Annotated in this window: 20 protein-coding genes; all 20 read left to right on the forward strand. The window is 57.7% G+C overall.

All coding sequences use genetic code 11. The annotated features are described in order from the left end of the window. Window positions 1–15: 15 nt before the first annotated feature. On the forward strand, window positions 16–2133 hold the full coding sequence (gene fusA / locus FB555_RS09500; RefSeq protein WP_182485237.1) for an elongation factor G: 2118 nt from the start codon (window positions 16–18) through the stop codon (window positions 2131–2133). Between the two features lie 98 nt (window positions 2134–2231). After that, a complete protein-coding gene (gene tuf, locus FB555_RS09505) occupies window positions 2232–3425 on the forward strand; it encodes an elongation factor Tu (protein WP_182485238.1) in 1194 nt (397 codons plus the stop codon). A 219-nt stretch (window positions 3426–3644) separates the two neighbouring features. Continuing rightward, window positions 3645–4547, forward strand: a complete 903-nt coding sequence (locus FB555_RS09510) for a cytochrome b/b6 domain-containing protein (protein WP_343046448.1) — start codon at window positions 3645–3647, stop codon at window positions 4545–4547. A 96-nt stretch (window positions 4548–4643) separates the two neighbouring features. Further along, window positions 4644–6275, forward strand: a complete 1632-nt coding sequence (locus tag FB555_RS09515; RefSeq protein WP_182485239.1) for a SulP family inorganic anion transporter — start codon at window positions 4644–4646, stop codon at window positions 6273–6275. A gap of 405 nt (window positions 6276–6680) precedes the next feature. After that, window positions 6681–6989 carry a 30S ribosomal protein S10 gene (rpsJ, locus tag FB555_RS09520; RefSeq protein ID WP_038295541.1) on the forward strand — a complete coding sequence of 103 codons (309 nt, stop codon included), beginning with the start codon at window positions 6681–6683 and terminating at the stop codon, window positions 6987–6989. 7 nt (window positions 6990–6996) lie between these two features. Beyond that, window positions 6997–7653 (forward strand): 50S ribosomal protein L3, encoded by a 657-nt coding sequence (gene rplC, locus FB555_RS09525; RefSeq protein ID WP_182485240.1) that lies wholly within the window; start codon window positions 6997–6999, stop codon window positions 7651–7653. A gap of 3 nt (window positions 7654–7656) precedes the next feature. Beyond that, window positions 7657–8307, forward strand: a complete 651-nt coding sequence (gene rplD / locus FB555_RS09530; RefSeq protein ID WP_182485241.1) for a 50S ribosomal protein L4 — start codon at window positions 7657–7659, stop codon at window positions 8305–8307. After that, window positions 8304–8606, forward strand: a complete 303-nt coding sequence (rplW, locus tag FB555_RS09535) for a 50S ribosomal protein L23 (RefSeq protein WP_220475942.1) — start codon at window positions 8304–8306, stop codon at window positions 8604–8606. The genes rplD and rplW overlap by 4 nt, the downstream gene beginning before the upstream one ends. Window positions 8607–8632: 26 nt before the next feature. Next, on the forward strand, window positions 8633–9469 hold the full coding sequence (gene rplB / locus FB555_RS09540; protein ID WP_182485242.1) for a 50S ribosomal protein L2: 837 nt from the start codon (window positions 8633–8635) through the stop codon (window positions 9467–9469). A gap of 15 nt (window positions 9470–9484) precedes the next feature. Further along, complete coding sequence (gene rpsS, locus FB555_RS09545) at window positions 9485–9766, forward strand: 30S ribosomal protein S19 (protein ID WP_182485243.1); 282 nt, start codon at window positions 9485–9487, stop codon at window positions 9764–9766. A 26-nt stretch (window positions 9767–9792) separates the two neighbouring features. Next, entirely contained in the window at window positions 9793–10191 is a 399-nt protein-coding gene (rplV, locus tag FB555_RS09550) for a 50S ribosomal protein L22 (RefSeq protein ID WP_182485244.1), read from the forward strand. Next, entirely contained in the window at window positions 10191–10946 is a 756-nt protein-coding gene (rpsC, locus tag FB555_RS09555) for a 30S ribosomal protein S3 (RefSeq protein WP_182485245.1), read from the forward strand. The genes rplV and rpsC overlap by 1 nt, the downstream gene beginning before the upstream one ends. 2 nt (window positions 10947–10948) lie before the next feature. Beyond that, window positions 10949–11368, forward strand: a complete 420-nt coding sequence (gene rplP, locus FB555_RS09560; RefSeq protein WP_182485246.1) for a 50S ribosomal protein L16 — start codon at window positions 10949–10951, stop codon at window positions 11366–11368. Then, complete coding sequence (gene rpmC / locus FB555_RS09565; RefSeq protein ID WP_220475943.1) at window positions 11368–11670, forward strand: 50S ribosomal protein L29; 303 nt, start codon at window positions 11368–11370, stop codon at window positions 11668–11670. Before rplP ends, rpmC begins: the two co-directional genes overlap by 1 nt. Beyond that, the gene (gene rpsQ / locus FB555_RS09570; RefSeq protein ID WP_182485247.1) at window positions 11670–11966 is read left to right on the forward strand and encodes a 30S ribosomal protein S17; all 297 of its coding nucleotides are present in this window, start codon (window positions 11670–11672) and stop codon (window positions 11964–11966) included. Before rpmC ends, rpsQ begins: the two co-directional genes overlap by 1 nt. 31 nt (window positions 11967–11997) lie before the next feature. Continuing rightward, window positions 11998–12366, forward strand: coding sequence for a 50S ribosomal protein L14 (gene rplN, locus FB555_RS09575; RefSeq protein WP_182485248.1), 369 nt, complete (start codon window positions 11998–12000; stop codon window positions 12364–12366). A gap of 2 nt (window positions 12367–12368) precedes the next feature. Then, window positions 12369–12728, forward strand: coding sequence for a 50S ribosomal protein L24 (gene rplX / locus FB555_RS09580; protein WP_182485249.1), 360 nt, complete (start codon window positions 12369–12371; stop codon window positions 12726–12728). After that, window positions 12728–13330 carry a 50S ribosomal protein L5 gene (gene rplE / locus FB555_RS09585; protein WP_182485250.1) on the forward strand — a complete coding sequence of 201 codons (603 nt, stop codon included), beginning with the start codon at window positions 12728–12730 and terminating at the stop codon, window positions 13328–13330. The genes rplX and rplE overlap by 1 nt, the downstream gene beginning before the upstream one ends. A gap of 63 nt (window positions 13331–13393) precedes the next feature. Further along, window positions 13394–13792, forward strand: a complete 399-nt coding sequence (gene rpsH, locus FB555_RS09590) for a 30S ribosomal protein S8 (RefSeq protein ID WP_182485251.1) — start codon at window positions 13394–13396, stop codon at window positions 13790–13792. A 6-nt stretch (window positions 13793–13798) separates the two neighbouring features. Beyond that, a partial coding sequence (locus tag FB555_RS09595; protein WP_182485252.1) for a 50S ribosomal protein L6 occupies window positions 13799–14193 on the forward strand: 395 nt, incomplete at its 3' end.

Genomic DNA, 14193 nt, shown 5'->3' on the forward strand with positions numbered 1-14193 from the left:
TCTCGGAGGAATCCTGTGGCACAAGACGTGCTCACTGACCTGAACAAGGTCCGCAATATCGGCATCATGGCTCACATCGATGCTGGCAAGACCACAACGACCGAGCGAATCCTGTTTTACACGGGAATCACTCACAAGATCGGTGAAGTTCACGATGGCGCCGCCACCATGGACTGGATGGAGCAGGAGCAGGAACGTGGAATCACGATTACCTCTGCTGCGACCACCTGTTTCTGGAACAACAACCAGATCAACATCATTGACACCCCCGGCCACGTGGACTTCACTGTCGAGGTGGAGCGTTCGCTCCGCGTTCTCGATGGTGCTGTTGCGGTCTTCGACGGCAAAGAGGGCGTAGAGCCCCAGTCGGAGACAGTATGGCGTCAGGCTGACAAGTACGACGTCCCTCGTATTTGCTTCGTCAACAAGATGGACAAGCTCGGTGCTGATTTCTACTTCACGGTAGACACCATCATCAAGCGCCTCGGTGCTCGTCCCCTCGTGATTCAGCTCCCCATCGGTTTCGAGAACACCTTCGAAGGTGTTGTCGACCTCGTGGAGATGCATGCCCTGACGTGGCGCGGCGACTCCAAGGGTGACGTCGAGCTCGGTGCTAAGTACGAGATCGAGCCGATTCCTGCAGACCTGGTGGACAAGGCAAACGAGTACCGTGCAGCCCTCATCGAGGTTGTCGCCGAAACTGACGACGCCCTTCTCGAGCGTTTCATGGTGGGTGACGTCGATTTCAGTGTTGCTGAGATCAAGAAGGCCATCCGCAAGCTCACGGTCAACAGCGAGATCTACCCTGTTCTCTGTGGTTCTGCTTTCAAGAACCGTGGCGTTCAGCCCATGCTCGATGCTGTTATCGACTACTTGCCCAGCCCGCTTGACGTCCCTGCTGTTGAGGGTCACGACGTTCGCGACGAAGAGAAGATTATTCAGCGTCGCCCGGTTTCGACTGACCCTTTCGCTGGCCTTGCCTTCAAGGTTGCCGTTCACCCCTTCTTCGGTCGCCTTACCTACGTTCGCGTGTACTCCGGTGCTGCCGATTCCGGCGCTCAGGTCATCAACGCGACCAAGGGAAAGAAAGAGCGCATCGGCAAGATCTTCCAGATGCACGCCAACAAGGAAAACCCCGTTGAGTCGATGACAGCTGGTCACATCTACGCCGTTATTGGTCTCAAAGACACGACGACGGGTGACACGCTGTGTGATCCCGCCAATCAGGTCGTTCTCGAGTCGATGACATTCCCTGAGCCCGTTATCTCGGTTGCAATTGAGCCGAAGACCAAGGCGGACCAGGAAAAGCTTGGAATCGCCATCCAGAAGCTCGCTGAAGAAGACCCCACGTTCCGCGTGGAGCACGACCAGGAAACTGGTCAGACGGTCATCTCCGGAATGGGTGAGCTTCACCTCGACATCCTCGTAGACCGTATGCGTCGCGAGTTCAATGTTGAGGCCAACGTGGGTAAGCCCCAGGTCGCCTACCGTGAAACGATTCGTCGCATTGTGGATAAGCATGACTACACGCACAAGAAGCAGACCGGTGGTTCAGGGCAGTTTGCCAAGGTCCAGATCTCGCTTGAACCTCTTGAGGTCACAGCGGAGAAGGTCTACGAATTCGAAAACAAGGTCAGCGGTGGTCGCGTTCCTCGCGAGTACATCGGTTCGGTCGACCAGGGCTTCCAGGCCTCCATGGCTGTGGGCGTTCTCGCCGGCTACCCCATGGTTGGTGTCAAGGGAATCCTTCTCGATGGTGCGGCGCACGACGTTGACTCTTCGGAAATGGCCTTCAAGATCGCCGGTTCTATGGCGTTCAAGGAAGCTGCACGCAAGGCAGACCCAGTTCTGCTTGAGCCTTTGATGGCCGTCGAGGTACGTACCCCTGAGGAATACATGGGCGACGTTATTGGCGACCTCAACTCCCGCCGTGGACAGATTCAGTCCATGGAGGACGCCACCGGCGTAAAGGTTGTTCGTGCTCACGTACCCCTGTCTGAGATGTTCGGTTATGTCGGTGATCTGCGGTCAAAGACCTCAGGTCGCGCGGTGTACTCGATGACTTTCGACAGCTACTCGGAAGTTCCCCGCGCGGTAGCTGAAGAGATCATCCAGAAGAACAAGGGCGAATAACTCGTTCCTGTTATCCAGTAAAATATCTACGCAACTCATTGTGGGAGCCCACCGAAATTCTCGGTGGGGGACCGCATCAGAGTCCTGAGGAGGACATTGTGGCTAAGGCCAAGTTCGAGCGGACCAAGCCGCACGTAAACATCGGAACCATCGGGCACGTTGACCACGGAAAGACGACGCTGACAGCGGCTATCTCCAAGGTCCTTGCTGACAAGTACCCTTCGAAGACGAACGTTCAGCGCGACTTCGCGTCGATCGACTCGGCTCCCGAAGAGCGTCAGCGTGGTATCACGATCAATATTTCACACGTTGAGTACGAGACGCCTAAGCGTCACTACGCACACGTTGATGCACCCGGCCACGCCGACTACATCAAGAACATGATCACTGGTGCTGCTCAGATGGACGGCGCAATCCTCGTGGTTGCCGCAACTGACGGCCCCATGGCCCAGACCCGCGAGCACGTTCTGCTCGCAAAGCAGGTTGGCGTGCCCTACCTGCTCGTTGCACTGAACAAGTCCGACATGGTTGATGACGAAGAGATCCTTGAGCTCGTTGAGCTCGAGGTTCGCGAACTCCTCACCAGCCAGGGCTTCGACGGCGATAACGTTCCCGTAGTCCGCGTGTCGGGCCTCAAGGCTCTCGAAGGCGACGAGAAGTGGACGCAAAGCATCCTCGAACTGATGGACGCTGTTGACGAATCTGTCCCCGACCCCATCCGCGACAAGGACAAGCCGTTCTTGATGCCGATTGAGGACGTCTTCACGATCACTGGTCGTGGAACCGTTGTCACTGGCCGCGCCGAGCGTGGAACCCTTGCTATCAACTCCGAGGTCGAGATCGTTGGCATCCGCCCGACTCAGAAGACCACGGTTACGGGTATCGAGATGTTCCACAAGCAGCTCGACGAGGCATGGGCCGGCGAGAACTGTGGTCTTCTTCTTCGTGGCACCAAGCGCGAAGATGTTGAGCGCGGTCAAGTTATCGTCAAGCCCGGTTCGGTTACCCCTCACACGGACTTCGAAGGTACCGCCTACATCCTGTCAAAGGATGAGGGTGGCCGTCACAACCCGTTCTTCGGTAACTACCGTCCCCAGTTCTACTTCCGTACGACCGACGTCACCGGCGTCATCACTTTGCCTGAGGGCAAAGAGATGGTTATGCCTGGCGACACCACCGACATGACCGTTGCGCTGATTCAGCCCATCGCCATGGAAGAGGGCCTCGGCTTCGCCATCCGTGAGGGTGGACGTACCGTTGGTGCTGGAACCGTCGTAAAGATCCTCAAGTAATCTTGCTGCGCGTTGGGCTAACGCCCACCGCGCAGGCGCTCCCTCCGGGGAATAAGGTTGCTTATCGAAAAGACTCATCCCGTAAGGGGTGGGTCTTTTCGTTTTAACCCGGGGCTTGCACGCGCTTCCTTGTCGAGACCACACGGAATGCGACCTTTCAATCCACGAAGTGATGCACTCTGTGTTAGGCCGCTTGTTCACCGCCGGTAGATTAGAAACGTGCACAAGCAGTGGCGATTTCTCAGCTGGATGGTTCCCAGCGCCGTCATCGGTTTGATTTTTCTTGTTCTCGTTGCCGCATGGCTACGAACGTTGTCGGGGGTTGAAGTCTTCCTCGTGATGTACCCGGGGACGACAGCGCTTCCGGCGGAGGCGCCTTCGGGAATTCCTGGCTGGTTGGGCTGGCAACACTTCCTTAACTTCTTCTTCCTGGTCCTCATAGTGCGCACAGCGTGGTCGATTCGCTCGAAGAAGCGGCCCGATGCGTTCTGGACGCGATCCAATACTGGACTCATTCGCACCACGGCAGCGCCGCGGCGAATCGGCATCAATGTCTGGTTGCACCTGGTCGTTGACGCATTCTGGGTTCTGAATGGAATCATCCTGATGGTGCTCCTCTTTGCAACAGGGCAGTGGATGCGGATCGTGCCCACGAGCTGGAACGTCTTTCCTAATGCCGTCTCGGCCCTCCTCCAATACGCCTCTTTTGATTGGCCAACCACTGACGGCTGGGTCAACTACAACAGCCTCCAAGTATTGGCGTACTTTACGACGGTGTTCGTGGCGGCGCCCATCGCGGTCTTCACTGGACTGCGTCTGTCATCCGTCTGGCCGTTAGATTCACCCCGGCTGAACCGAATTTTTTCTGAGGTGCCCCTGCGGTGGACGCACAATGCCGTGCTCTTTTACTTTGTGATTTTTACGATCGTGCATGTCACCCTGGTCATGACCACGGGTGCAGTGCGGAATCTCAATCACATGTTCGCCGGGAACGACGAAACCAGTTGGTGGGGGGTCGGGGTGTTCGCGGCATCGATCATCGTTACGGTCCTTGTGTGGATGGTGCTGAAGCCGAGCGTCATTCGTTGGCTCGCTTCAACCAGTGGCAACGTGCGCCGCTAAGCGGAATTCCACCCTGTCGAATTGATGGCGTGCGGGTGCGGGCGTAAAGTGATGCTAAACCCACTATAAGAACGGTCGAACAAGCCCGTGTCGCTCATGTCAAACCTCCGCACTTTCTTACCCCGAGCTCAGGATTACGCGCAGTCGCGTCGAAATTGGAGGGCTGATCTCCTCGCGGGGGTAACCGTCGGCATTGTTGCTTTGCCTCTTGCTCTTGCGTTTGGTGTCAGTTCTGGGGTGGGCGCCGAAGCAGGTCTCATTACGGCTGTCGTGGCCGGATTTATCGCCGCCGTTTTCGGCGGTTCAAACGTTCAGGTCTCCGGCCCTACCGGCGCCATGGTCGTTGTGCTCGCACCGGTCGTCGCCGTCTATGGCCCCTCGGCCGTCGTCGTCGTCGGCCTAATCGCCGGGTTCATTGTCGTTGCCATGGGACTGTTGAAACTCGGCCGCGCGGTCAGCTTCATTCCGTGGCCGGTCATTGAGGGCTTCACTCTGGGCATTGCCGTCATCATCTTCTTGCAGCAGGTTCCGGCTGCGGTTGGGTCCCCTGACATCAAGGAATCGACGAGCGCGCTCGTCAACGGCTACCTCAGCGTGGTGGCAGCGAACCCCGCCGCCGTGGCCTGGAGCGCAGGGTCTGTGATTCTGGTCGCCGCAATCATGGTGTTGCTCCCCAAGTTCGTCAAGCTCATCCCCGGCTCCATCATTGCCATCGTCGTGGTGACGGTTCTGGCCGAGGTACTCGCAGCACCCTTGGCTCGTATTGGCGTACTTCCCTCGTCGCTTAAAGCACCGTCATGGCCGGACTTCAGCTCCATTAATTTGGGCGCCATGATCGCGCCGGCGATTGCCGTGGCCGCCCTGGCCGCCATCGAGTCTCTGCTATCCGCCCGCGTTGCCTCAACGATGGGTGACAACGGAACTTTTGACCCCGACCGTGAACTTTTCGGGCAGGGTCTGGCCTCCATCGGCTCAGCTCTCTTCGGCGGGATGCCTGCTACAGGGGCGATCGCGCGCACGGCGGTCAATATCCGCTCCGGTGGTAAAACACGAATGGCAGCCATCGTCCATGCTGCCGTCCTTCTCGGGGTGGTCTATTTGGCAACAGGCCCCGTCTCGCGCATTCCTCTGGCTGCTCTGTCCGGTGTGCTCATGGTGACGGCAGCGCGCATGATTCCGTGGCGAGCCATGTTCTCGATCATAAAATCGACAAAGTCCGATGCCGTGATTTTCGTGGCAACGGCCATCATCACGGTTGGTTTTGACCTGATTGAGGCCGTCATCATCGGCATTGTCGCCACGGCATTCTTCGCCCTCCGTGCCTTGGTGAAGTCCAGTGGAGTCCACCGGGAGAGTATTCCGGGTGAAGCCCAGCCAGGAGACGAGCGCATTGCCGTCTTTAGAATGCAGGGCGCACTCTTTTTCGGGGCCTCCGATCGCATTCTTGACTCGGTGACGCACGTGAGTGGGGTATCCGTTGTCATTATCCGGATGTCGGAACTTCAGTTCTTAGATGCCACCGGCGCCCGTGTCCTGGTGGACATCGTGGATCAACTCGAAAGACAAGGAATCACGGCCCTCATCAAGGGCGTGCAACCCGGTCATATCGACCTTGTGCGCCGAGTGGGAGTATTGGGAAAGCTGCGTCACGAGAATCATCTGTTCGACAATCTCGACGCTGCGGTTGCCCATGCGCGCAGTCACATTGTCCGCGAGGCTTCCGCCTGAGATCTAAGACACGCCCGGGTTGCATGAACCCGTAACTCTGTGGCAATATATACAAGTTCGACATTTCGCGGCAGTTTGCGTGCGAATCACTGCCAGGTAGTGCATAGCGACGGAGTATTCCGATCACGCTAGGCCACAGGTACGAGAACAAACCGTCACTCTTTGATGAGTCTGAGTTCGCTCAGGGTCTGCGTGTTTACACCGGGAGAGTGCTGGAACCTATGTCGGTCGAGTCTGTCGAGGCCACACCATCCGTAATGTGTGGTGCGTTTTCGTCAGGCCCAATCAACAGGGTTTTGACAGATAAATAGTGGTGCAACACACGTAGTACCCGGTTTTTTCATGCAATATGCGTCCAATGCGGTCCCGAGGCCGTACGACGCTCGAAACGAAAGAGAGAGTCACATGGCGGGACAAAAAATCCGCATTCGACTTAAGTCATATGACCACGAGGTCATTGACTCCTCGGCGCGCAAGATTGTCGACACAGTAACCCGTGCGGGTGCCACTGTTGTCGGCCCAGTGCCGCTTCCTACGGAGAAGAACGTAATCTGTGTGATTCGTTCTCCCCACAAGTACAAGGACAGCCGGGAGCACTTTGAAATGCGCACCCACAAGCGTCTGATCGACATTATCGATCCCACGCCGAAGGCCGTCGACTCGCTTATGCGTCTCGACCTGCCAGCTGACGTCAACATCGAGATCAAGCTCTAAGGGAATCATGGCTACTGAGACTAAGACCGCTAAGGGTCTGCTCGGCAAGAAGCTGGGAATGACCCAGGTGTGGGATGAGAACAACAAGCTTGTTCCCGTCACCGTCATCGAGATCACTCCTAACGTTGTCACGCAGCTGCGTACGCCCGAGAAGGATGGCTACAGCGCCATTCAGATCGCCGGCGGCGCCATTGACCCTCGTAAGGTAAACAAGCCTGCTACAGGCCACTTTGACAAGGCAGGCGTCACGCCTCGCCGTCACGTGACCGAAGTTCGCACCTCTGATGCAGCTTCCTACGAACTGGGCCAGGAGCTCACCGTAGAAAGCACCTTCGAAGCCGGCCAAAAGGTCGACGTCATGGGCACCAGCAAGGGTAAAGGCTTCGCCGGTGTAATGAAGCGTCACAACTTCAAGGGTGTATCCGCTTCGCACGGTTCACACCGTAACCACCGTAAGCCCGGTTCCATCGGTGCCTCTTCGACCCCCAGTCGCGTCTTCAAAGGCATGCGCATGGCCGGTCGTATGGGTGGCGAGCGCGTAACCGTGCTGAACCTCCGCGTACACGCCGTAGACGCAGAGAAGGGTCTCTTGCTCGTCAAGGGCGCCGTTCCGGGTGCACGTGGCCGCCTCGTATTCGTTCGCAACGCAGTGAAGGGGGCGTAGTCCATGGCTAACGCAACCACCGTCGACGTCCTCGACCTCGCAGGCAAGAAGGCCGGTTCGGTCGAACTTCCTGCAGAGCTCTTTGACGTTGCCGCCAACATCCCGCTCATCCACCAGGTCGTCGTCGCTCAGCTTGCTGCTGCCCGTCAGGGTACGCACAAGGTCAAGCGCCGCGGTGAAGTCTCTGGTGCTGGCCGCAAGCCGTTCAAGCAAAAAGGAACCGGTCGCGCCCGTCAGGGTTCGATTCGTGCTCCACAGATGCGCGGTGGTGGAATCGTTCACGGTCCCATCCCTCGCAGCTACGCCCAGCGCACCCCTAAGAAGATGATTGCCGCAGCCCTGCTAGGTGCTCTTTCTGACCGGGCCCGCGGTTCGCGCGTTCACGTCGTGACCGCATTCGGTGCCGATGTTCCGTCGACAACGGTTGCTGCCGCGTTCTTGAACAAGATCGCGTCGACCAAGCACGTGCTGATTGTGATCCAGCGTGGTGACGACCTCTCTCTCAAGAGCGTTCGCAACCTTCCCGCCGTTCACGTTCTGCACTCCGACCAGCTGAACGCCTATGACGTGCTCGTCAGCGATGACATCGTCTTCACCAAGGAAGCATTTGACGCCTTCGTGAGCAGCAAGAAGAAGGAAGAGGTCAGCGCATGATCGCAACCAACAACAAAGATCCTCGCGACGTCATCATCTCGCCTGTTGTCTCTGAGAAGAGCTACGCATTGATCGACCAGGGTAAGTACACGTTCGTCGTGGACCCCCGTTCGAACAAGACCGAGATCAAGCTCGCAATTGAGAAGATCTTCAAGGTTGAGGTCGCCTCAATCAACACCCTGAACCGCAAGGGTAAGACACTCCGTACCAAGTTTGGCCAAGGAAAGCGCAAGGACACCAAGCGCGCCATCGTCACACTGAAGTCCGGTTCCATCGACATCTTTACAGCCGTCGGCTAACGCGGCACGGATAACGAGGACACATAATGGCTATTCGTAAGTACAAGCCCACTACGCCGGGCCGTCGCGGCTCGAGCGTCGCGGACTTCGCTGAAATCACCCGTTCGACGCCGGAGAAGTCACTTCTTCGTCCGTTGTCGAAGACCGGTGGTCGTAACAACCAAGGTCGCATCACGACGCGTCACATCGGTGGTGGCCACAAGCGCCAGTACCGCGTGATTGACTTCCGTCGTCACGACAAAGATGGCGTGCTCGCCAAGGTCGCTCACATTGAGTACGACCCCAACCGCACCGCACGTATCGCCCTGCTTCATTTCTATGACGGCAGCAAGCGCTACATCATCGCTCCTAACAAGCTCAACCAGGGCGACATCATTGAGTCGGGCGCCAGTGCCGACATCAAGCCCGGTAACAACTTGCCGTTGCGTAACATCCCTACCGGTACCGTCATTCACGCCATTGAGCTCAAGCCCGGTGGCGGCGCAAAGATGGCCCGTTCGGCTGGTACCTCGGTACGTCTCGTTGCTAAGGATGGCCCCTACGCGCAGCTTCGTCTGCCGTCCGGTGAAATCCGTAACGTTGACGCTCGTTGCCGCGCCACCATTGGTGAAGTCGGTAACGCCGAGCAGTCGAACATCAACTGGGGTAAGGCCGGCCGTATGCGCTGGAAGGGCGTCCGCCCGACCGTTCGTGGTGTTGCCATGAACCCTGTTGATCACCCCCACGGTGGTGGTGAGGGTAAGACGTCCGGTGGTCGTCACCCCGTCAGCCCCTGGGGTAAGAAGGAAGGCCGCACGCGCCGACCTAACAAGGAGAGCAACAAGCTCATCGTTCGTCGTCGTACCGTCGGCAAGAAGCGTTAGTAGGAGTCCAAGAAGATGCCACGCAGTCTTAAGAAAGGCCCCTTCGTCGATGAGCACCTGCTCCGCAAGGTGGTCGTCCAAAACGAAGCCAGCACGAAAAACGTCATCAAGACGTGGTCCCGTCGATCGATGATCATCCCCGCGATGCTCGGTCACACTATTGCGGTGCACGATGGCCGCAAGCACATCCCGGTGTTCGTCACCGAGACCATGGTTGGTCACAAACTCGGTGAGTTTGCTCCGACACGCACCTTCCGCGGACACGTGAAGGACGACAAGAAGGGCCGTCGCCGCTAGTCGGCGACGCTAGGAGAGGTAGAGAAATGGTGGAGTCCGTCGCAAGCTTGCGTCACATCCGCATTACCCCGCAGAAGGCTCGTCGTGTTATCAACATGATCCGCGGCAAGCAGGCCAATGAAGCGTTGGCCATTCTGAAGTTCGCCCCCCAGGGTGCGAGCGAAGCTATTTTCAAGCTCGTAGCGTCGGCTGTTGCCAACGCACGTGTAAAGGCAGATGCGTCTAACGCATTCCTCGACGAGCAGGATCTGTTCATCTCGAAGATTTGGGCAAATGATGGCGCCACCCTGAAGCGGTTCCGTCCGCGTGCTCAGGGCCGTGCATTCCAGATCCTCAAGCGCACCAGCCACATCACCGTCGTACTGAGCACTCCTGATGAAATTCAGGCTGCCGGCACGAAGGTTGCGAAGAAGGGGGCCAAGTAATGGGCCAGAAAGTCAATCCCTACGGCTTCCGTCTGGGTATTACCACTGATCACGTGTCGCGTTGGTTCTCTGACAGCACGAAAAAGGGTCAGCGTTACTCCGACTTCGTGACCGAGGACATCAAGATCCGTCACATGCTGAGCGAGAGCCTCGACCGTGCAGGCGTTGCCCGCATTGAAATTGAGCGCACCCGTGACCGCGTCCGTGTAGACATTCACACCGCCCGTCCGGGTATCGTGATTGGCCGCCGTGGCGCCGAGGCCGAGCGTATTCGCACCGACCTCGAGAAGCTCTCGGGCAAGCAGATTCAGCTCAACATCCTCGAGGTCAAGAACCCCGAGGCTGAAGCTCAGCTTGTTGCTCAGGGCATTGCCGAGCAGCTCTCCGCACGTGTGGCTTTCCGCCGCGCAATGCGTAAGGGTCTGCAGGGCGCTCAGCGCGCAGGAGCAAAGGGTATTCGTATCCAGGTCTCCGGCCGTTTGGGCGGCGCTGAGATGAGCCGTTCGGAGTTCTACCGCGAAGGTCGCGTGCCATTGCACACGCTCCGCGCGAACATCGACTACGGCTTCTATGAGGCAAAAACCACCTTCGGCCGTATCGGCGTGAAGGTCTGGATTTACAAGGGTGACATCACCAACAAGGAACTCGCTCGCGAGCAGGCCAACGCTAAGTCGGTCCGTCCCGAGCGTAGTGACCGTCCCCGTCGTGCCCCTAAGGCTGACGCGGCTCCGGTTACAGCAGGAGTTGAGGCATAACCATGTTGATTCCACGTAGAGTCAAGCACCGCAAGCAGCACCATCCCGGCCGTAGCGGCCAGGCAACTGGTGGCACCAAGGTATCGTTCGGCGAGTTCGGCATTCAGGCCCTGACTCCCGCTTATGTGACTAACCGTCAGATCGAGTCCGCTCGTATCGCCATGACGCGTCACATCAAGCGTGGTGGCAAGGTATGGATCAACATCTACCCCGACCGCCCCTTGACCAAGAAGCCAGCCGAAACCCGCATGGGTTCCGGTAAGGGTTCGCCAGAGTGGTGGGTTGCTAACGTCAAGCCCGGCCGTGTTCTCTTTGAGCTCGCCGGTGTCAGCGAAGAAGTTGCCCGTGAGGCAATGACGCGCGCCATTCACAAGCTGCCCCTCAAGGCACGCATCATCAAGCGCGAAGAGGGAGACGCATAATGGCTATCGGATCCAAGGAGCTTCGTCCCATCGAGCTCGACACATTTGATAACGAGCGTCTCGTAGAAGAGCTTCGTAAGGCTAAGGAAGAGCTGTTCAACCTGCGCTTCCAGTCCGCTACGGGCCAGCTCGAGAGCCACGGCCGCCTGCGCGCCGTGAAGCGTGACATTGCTCGCATCTACACGGTTATCCGTGAGCGCGAGCTGGGCATCCGCCCAATGCCGGCACCAGCGATTATTGCGCCTAAGGCCGAGAAGAAGACCAAGGCTGTCAAAGCCGAGACCGCGGAGGAGACCGAATAATGGCTACCGCAAAAGAGCAGAAGGCAGCTGAGACCGAGGCTCTCGTTCGTGGCTACCGCAAGGTTCGTCGTGGCTACGTCACCAGCGACAAGATGGATAAGACCATCGTCGTTGAGGTCGAAGACCGCGTAAAGCACCCGTTGTACGGCAAGGTCATCCGCCGCACTTCCAAGGTCAAGGCTCACGATGAGCTGAACGCCGCAGGAATTGGCGACCTCGTCCTCATCAACGAGACCCGTCCGCTGAGCGCATCCAAGCGCTGGCGCCTGGTCGAAATCGTCGAGAAGGCAAAGTAAGCCTCGGCTTACTGTGTAAAGGGAGTAAGAAGTGATTCAGCAAGAATCCAGAGTTAAGGTAGCCGACAACACCGGCGCCAAGCAGCTGCTTACGATTCGTGTTCTCGGTGGTTCCGGTCGTCGTTACGCCGGTCTCGGAGATGTCATCGTCGCCACTGTCAAGGATGCAATCCCCGGTGGAAACGTCAAGAAGGGTGACATCGTCAAAGCTGTCATCGTTCGCACGGTCAAGTCGACCCGTCGCCCCGACGGTTCGTACATCAAGTTCGACGAGAACGCAGCCGTCATCCTCAAAGCGGATGGCGAGCCACGCGGTACTCGTATCTTCGGTCCAGTCGGTCGCGAGCTTCGCGACAAGAAGTTCATGAAGATCGTTTCATTGGCTCCGGAGGTTATTTAGTCATGGCAAACATCAAAAAGGGAGACCTGGTTCAGGTTCTCACTGGGCGTAGCCAGGCTCGCGGCGGAGACCGTGGCAAGCAGGGTCGCGTTATTGAGGTTCTCGTGGAGCGCAACCGCGTTCTCGTCGAGGGCATCAACTATGTCAAGAAGCACGTTCGTGCGGGTCAGACCCAGCGCGGCACCACAACCGGTGGCATCGAGACCATGGAGGCACCGATTCACGTCTCCAACGTGGCCCTCGTTGACCCCGAGACGAAGAAGCCCACTCGCGTTGGCTTCCGTTCCGAGCAGGTAACGAAAGACGGCGTCACCAAGACGATCCGTGTTCGTTACGCCAAGAAGTCAGGTAAGGACCTCTAATGACAAACACTGTTGCTGAAGCTGGCACAGCTGGCGTAAAGGCTGTCGCACCGCGACTCAAGCTGCGGTACCGCGAGGAAATTCAGGCGGCTCTTGCTGCTGAGCTCGGTTTCACGAATGTTCACCAGATCCCGACTCTCACCAAGATTGTCGTGAACATGGGTGTGGGTGAGGCTGCCCGCGATGGCAAGCTCATCGATTTCGCAGTTGCCGACCTTACGTTGATCACGGGTCAGAAGCCTCAGATCACGAAGGCTCGCAAGTCGATTGCTCAGTTCAAGCTTCGCGAGGGACAGCCCATTGGCGCCCACGTGACACTTCGTGGCGACCGCATGTGGGAATTCCTCGATCGGCTCCTGTCGCTCGCACTTCCCCGTATCCGTGACTTCCGTGGCCTTTCGCCACGTCAGTTCGATGGAAACGGTAACTACACCTTTGGTCTCAACGAGCAGTCAATGTTCCACGAGATCAACCAGGACAAGATCGATCGCCCCCGCGGTATGGACATCACTGTTGTGACTACTGCCCGGAGTGACGACGCTGGTCGCGCCCTGCTCAAGCACCTGGGATTCCCATTCCAGACGGCGGATTCCGCCAAATAACCCACCACAGGTCGGCATTCGTGTAACGGATGATCGAAACCTGGTGAACGAAAGAAGAACCAGATGACAATGACAGATCCGGTCGCAGACATGCTGACCAGACTGCGCAATGCGAACTCAGCGCACCACGACACCGTGTCCATGCCGCAGAGCAAGCTCAAGACAGGCATCGCCGAAATCCTCAAGCGCGAGGGTTTCATTGCAAGCTTCGAGGAGACCGACGCTCGCGTTGGTAAGACCCTCACGCTGAGCCTCAAGTTTGGCCCAAACCGCGAGAGGTCGATTGTCGGCATCAAGCGTGTTTCGAAGCCTGGTTTGCGCGTTTACGCAAAGTCGACCGAAATCCCCACCGTCCTCGGCGGTTTGGGTGTTGCCATTTTGTCCACCTCCTCAGGTCTCTTGACAGACCGTCAGGCTGCGAAGAAAGGTGTAGGTGGGGAAGTCCTCGCCTACGTGTGGTAATCAAAAATGTCACGTATTGGCCGTCTTCCTATTGACATCCCAGGCGGTGTAACCGTGTCCATTGATGGACAGGTTGTCACCACCAAGGGCCCTAAGGGTGAGCTTGTTCTCACCGTTAAAGCACCCATCGTCGCCGTGATCGAAGAGAACCAGGTTGTCGTGACGCGTCCCGACGAAGAGCGTCTTTCTCGTTCACTTCACGGACTGACTCGCACCCTTATTGCGAACCAGATCGTCGGCGTTACACAGGGCTACTCCAAGGGCCTCGAGATTGTGGGCACGGGTTACCGTGTCGCTGCGAAGGGTGACTCACTTGAGTTCGCTCTTGGCTTCTCACACTCCATCACGGTTGATCCTCCCAAGGGAATCAGCTTCACAGTTGAAGGCAACAACAAGCTCGT

The organism is Alpinimonas psychrophila (genome assembly GCF_014137865.1).
GTDB lineage: Bacteria > Actinomycetota > Actinomycetes > Actinomycetales > Microbacteriaceae > Alpinimonas > Alpinimonas psychrophila.

Coding starts and splice junctions, on each gene's coding strand:
- FB555_RS09515 (WP_182485239.1), top strand. CDS start 4,644: ATGTCAAACCTCCGCACTTTCTTACCCCGAGCTCAGGATTACGCGCAG.
- rpsJ (WP_038295541.1), top strand. CDS start 6,681: ATGGCGGGACAAAAAATCCGCATTCGACTTAAGTCATATGACCACGAG.
- rplC (WP_182485240.1), top strand. CDS start 6,997: ATGGCTACTGAGACTAAGACCGCTAAGGGTCTGCTCGGCAAGAAGCTG.
- rplD (WP_182485241.1), top strand. CDS start 7,657: ATGGCTAACGCAACCACCGTCGACGTCCTCGACCTCGCAGGCAAGAAG.
- rplW (WP_220475942.1), top strand. CDS start 8,304: ATGATCGCAACCAACAACAAAGATCCTCGCGACGTCATCATCTCGCCT.
- rplB (WP_182485242.1), top strand. CDS start 8,633: ATGGCTATTCGTAAGTACAAGCCCACTACGCCGGGCCGTCGCGGCTCG.
- rpsS (WP_182485243.1), top strand. CDS start 9,485: ATGCCACGCAGTCTTAAGAAAGGCCCCTTCGTCGATGAGCACCTGCTC.
- rplV (WP_182485244.1), top strand. CDS start 9,793: ATGGTGGAGTCCGTCGCAAGCTTGCGTCACATCCGCATTACCCCGCAG.
- rpsC (WP_182485245.1), top strand. CDS start 10,191: ATGGGCCAGAAAGTCAATCCCTACGGCTTCCGTCTGGGTATTACCACT.
- rplP (WP_182485246.1), top strand. CDS start 10,949: ATGTTGATTCCACGTAGAGTCAAGCACCGCAAGCAGCACCATCCCGGC.
- rpmC (WP_220475943.1), top strand. CDS start 11,368: ATGGCTATCGGATCCAAGGAGCTTCGTCCCATCGAGCTCGACACATTT.
- rpsQ (WP_182485247.1), top strand. CDS start 11,670: ATGGCTACCGCAAAAGAGCAGAAGGCAGCTGAGACCGAGGCTCTCGTT.
- rplX (WP_182485249.1), top strand. CDS start 12,369: ATGGCAAACATCAAAAAGGGAGACCTGGTTCAGGTTCTCACTGGGCGT.
- rplE (WP_182485250.1), top strand. CDS start 12,728: ATGACAAACACTGTTGCTGAAGCTGGCACAGCTGGCGTAAAGGCTGTC.
- rpsH (WP_182485251.1), top strand. CDS start 13,394: ATGACAATGACAGATCCGGTCGCAGACATGCTGACCAGACTGCGCAAT.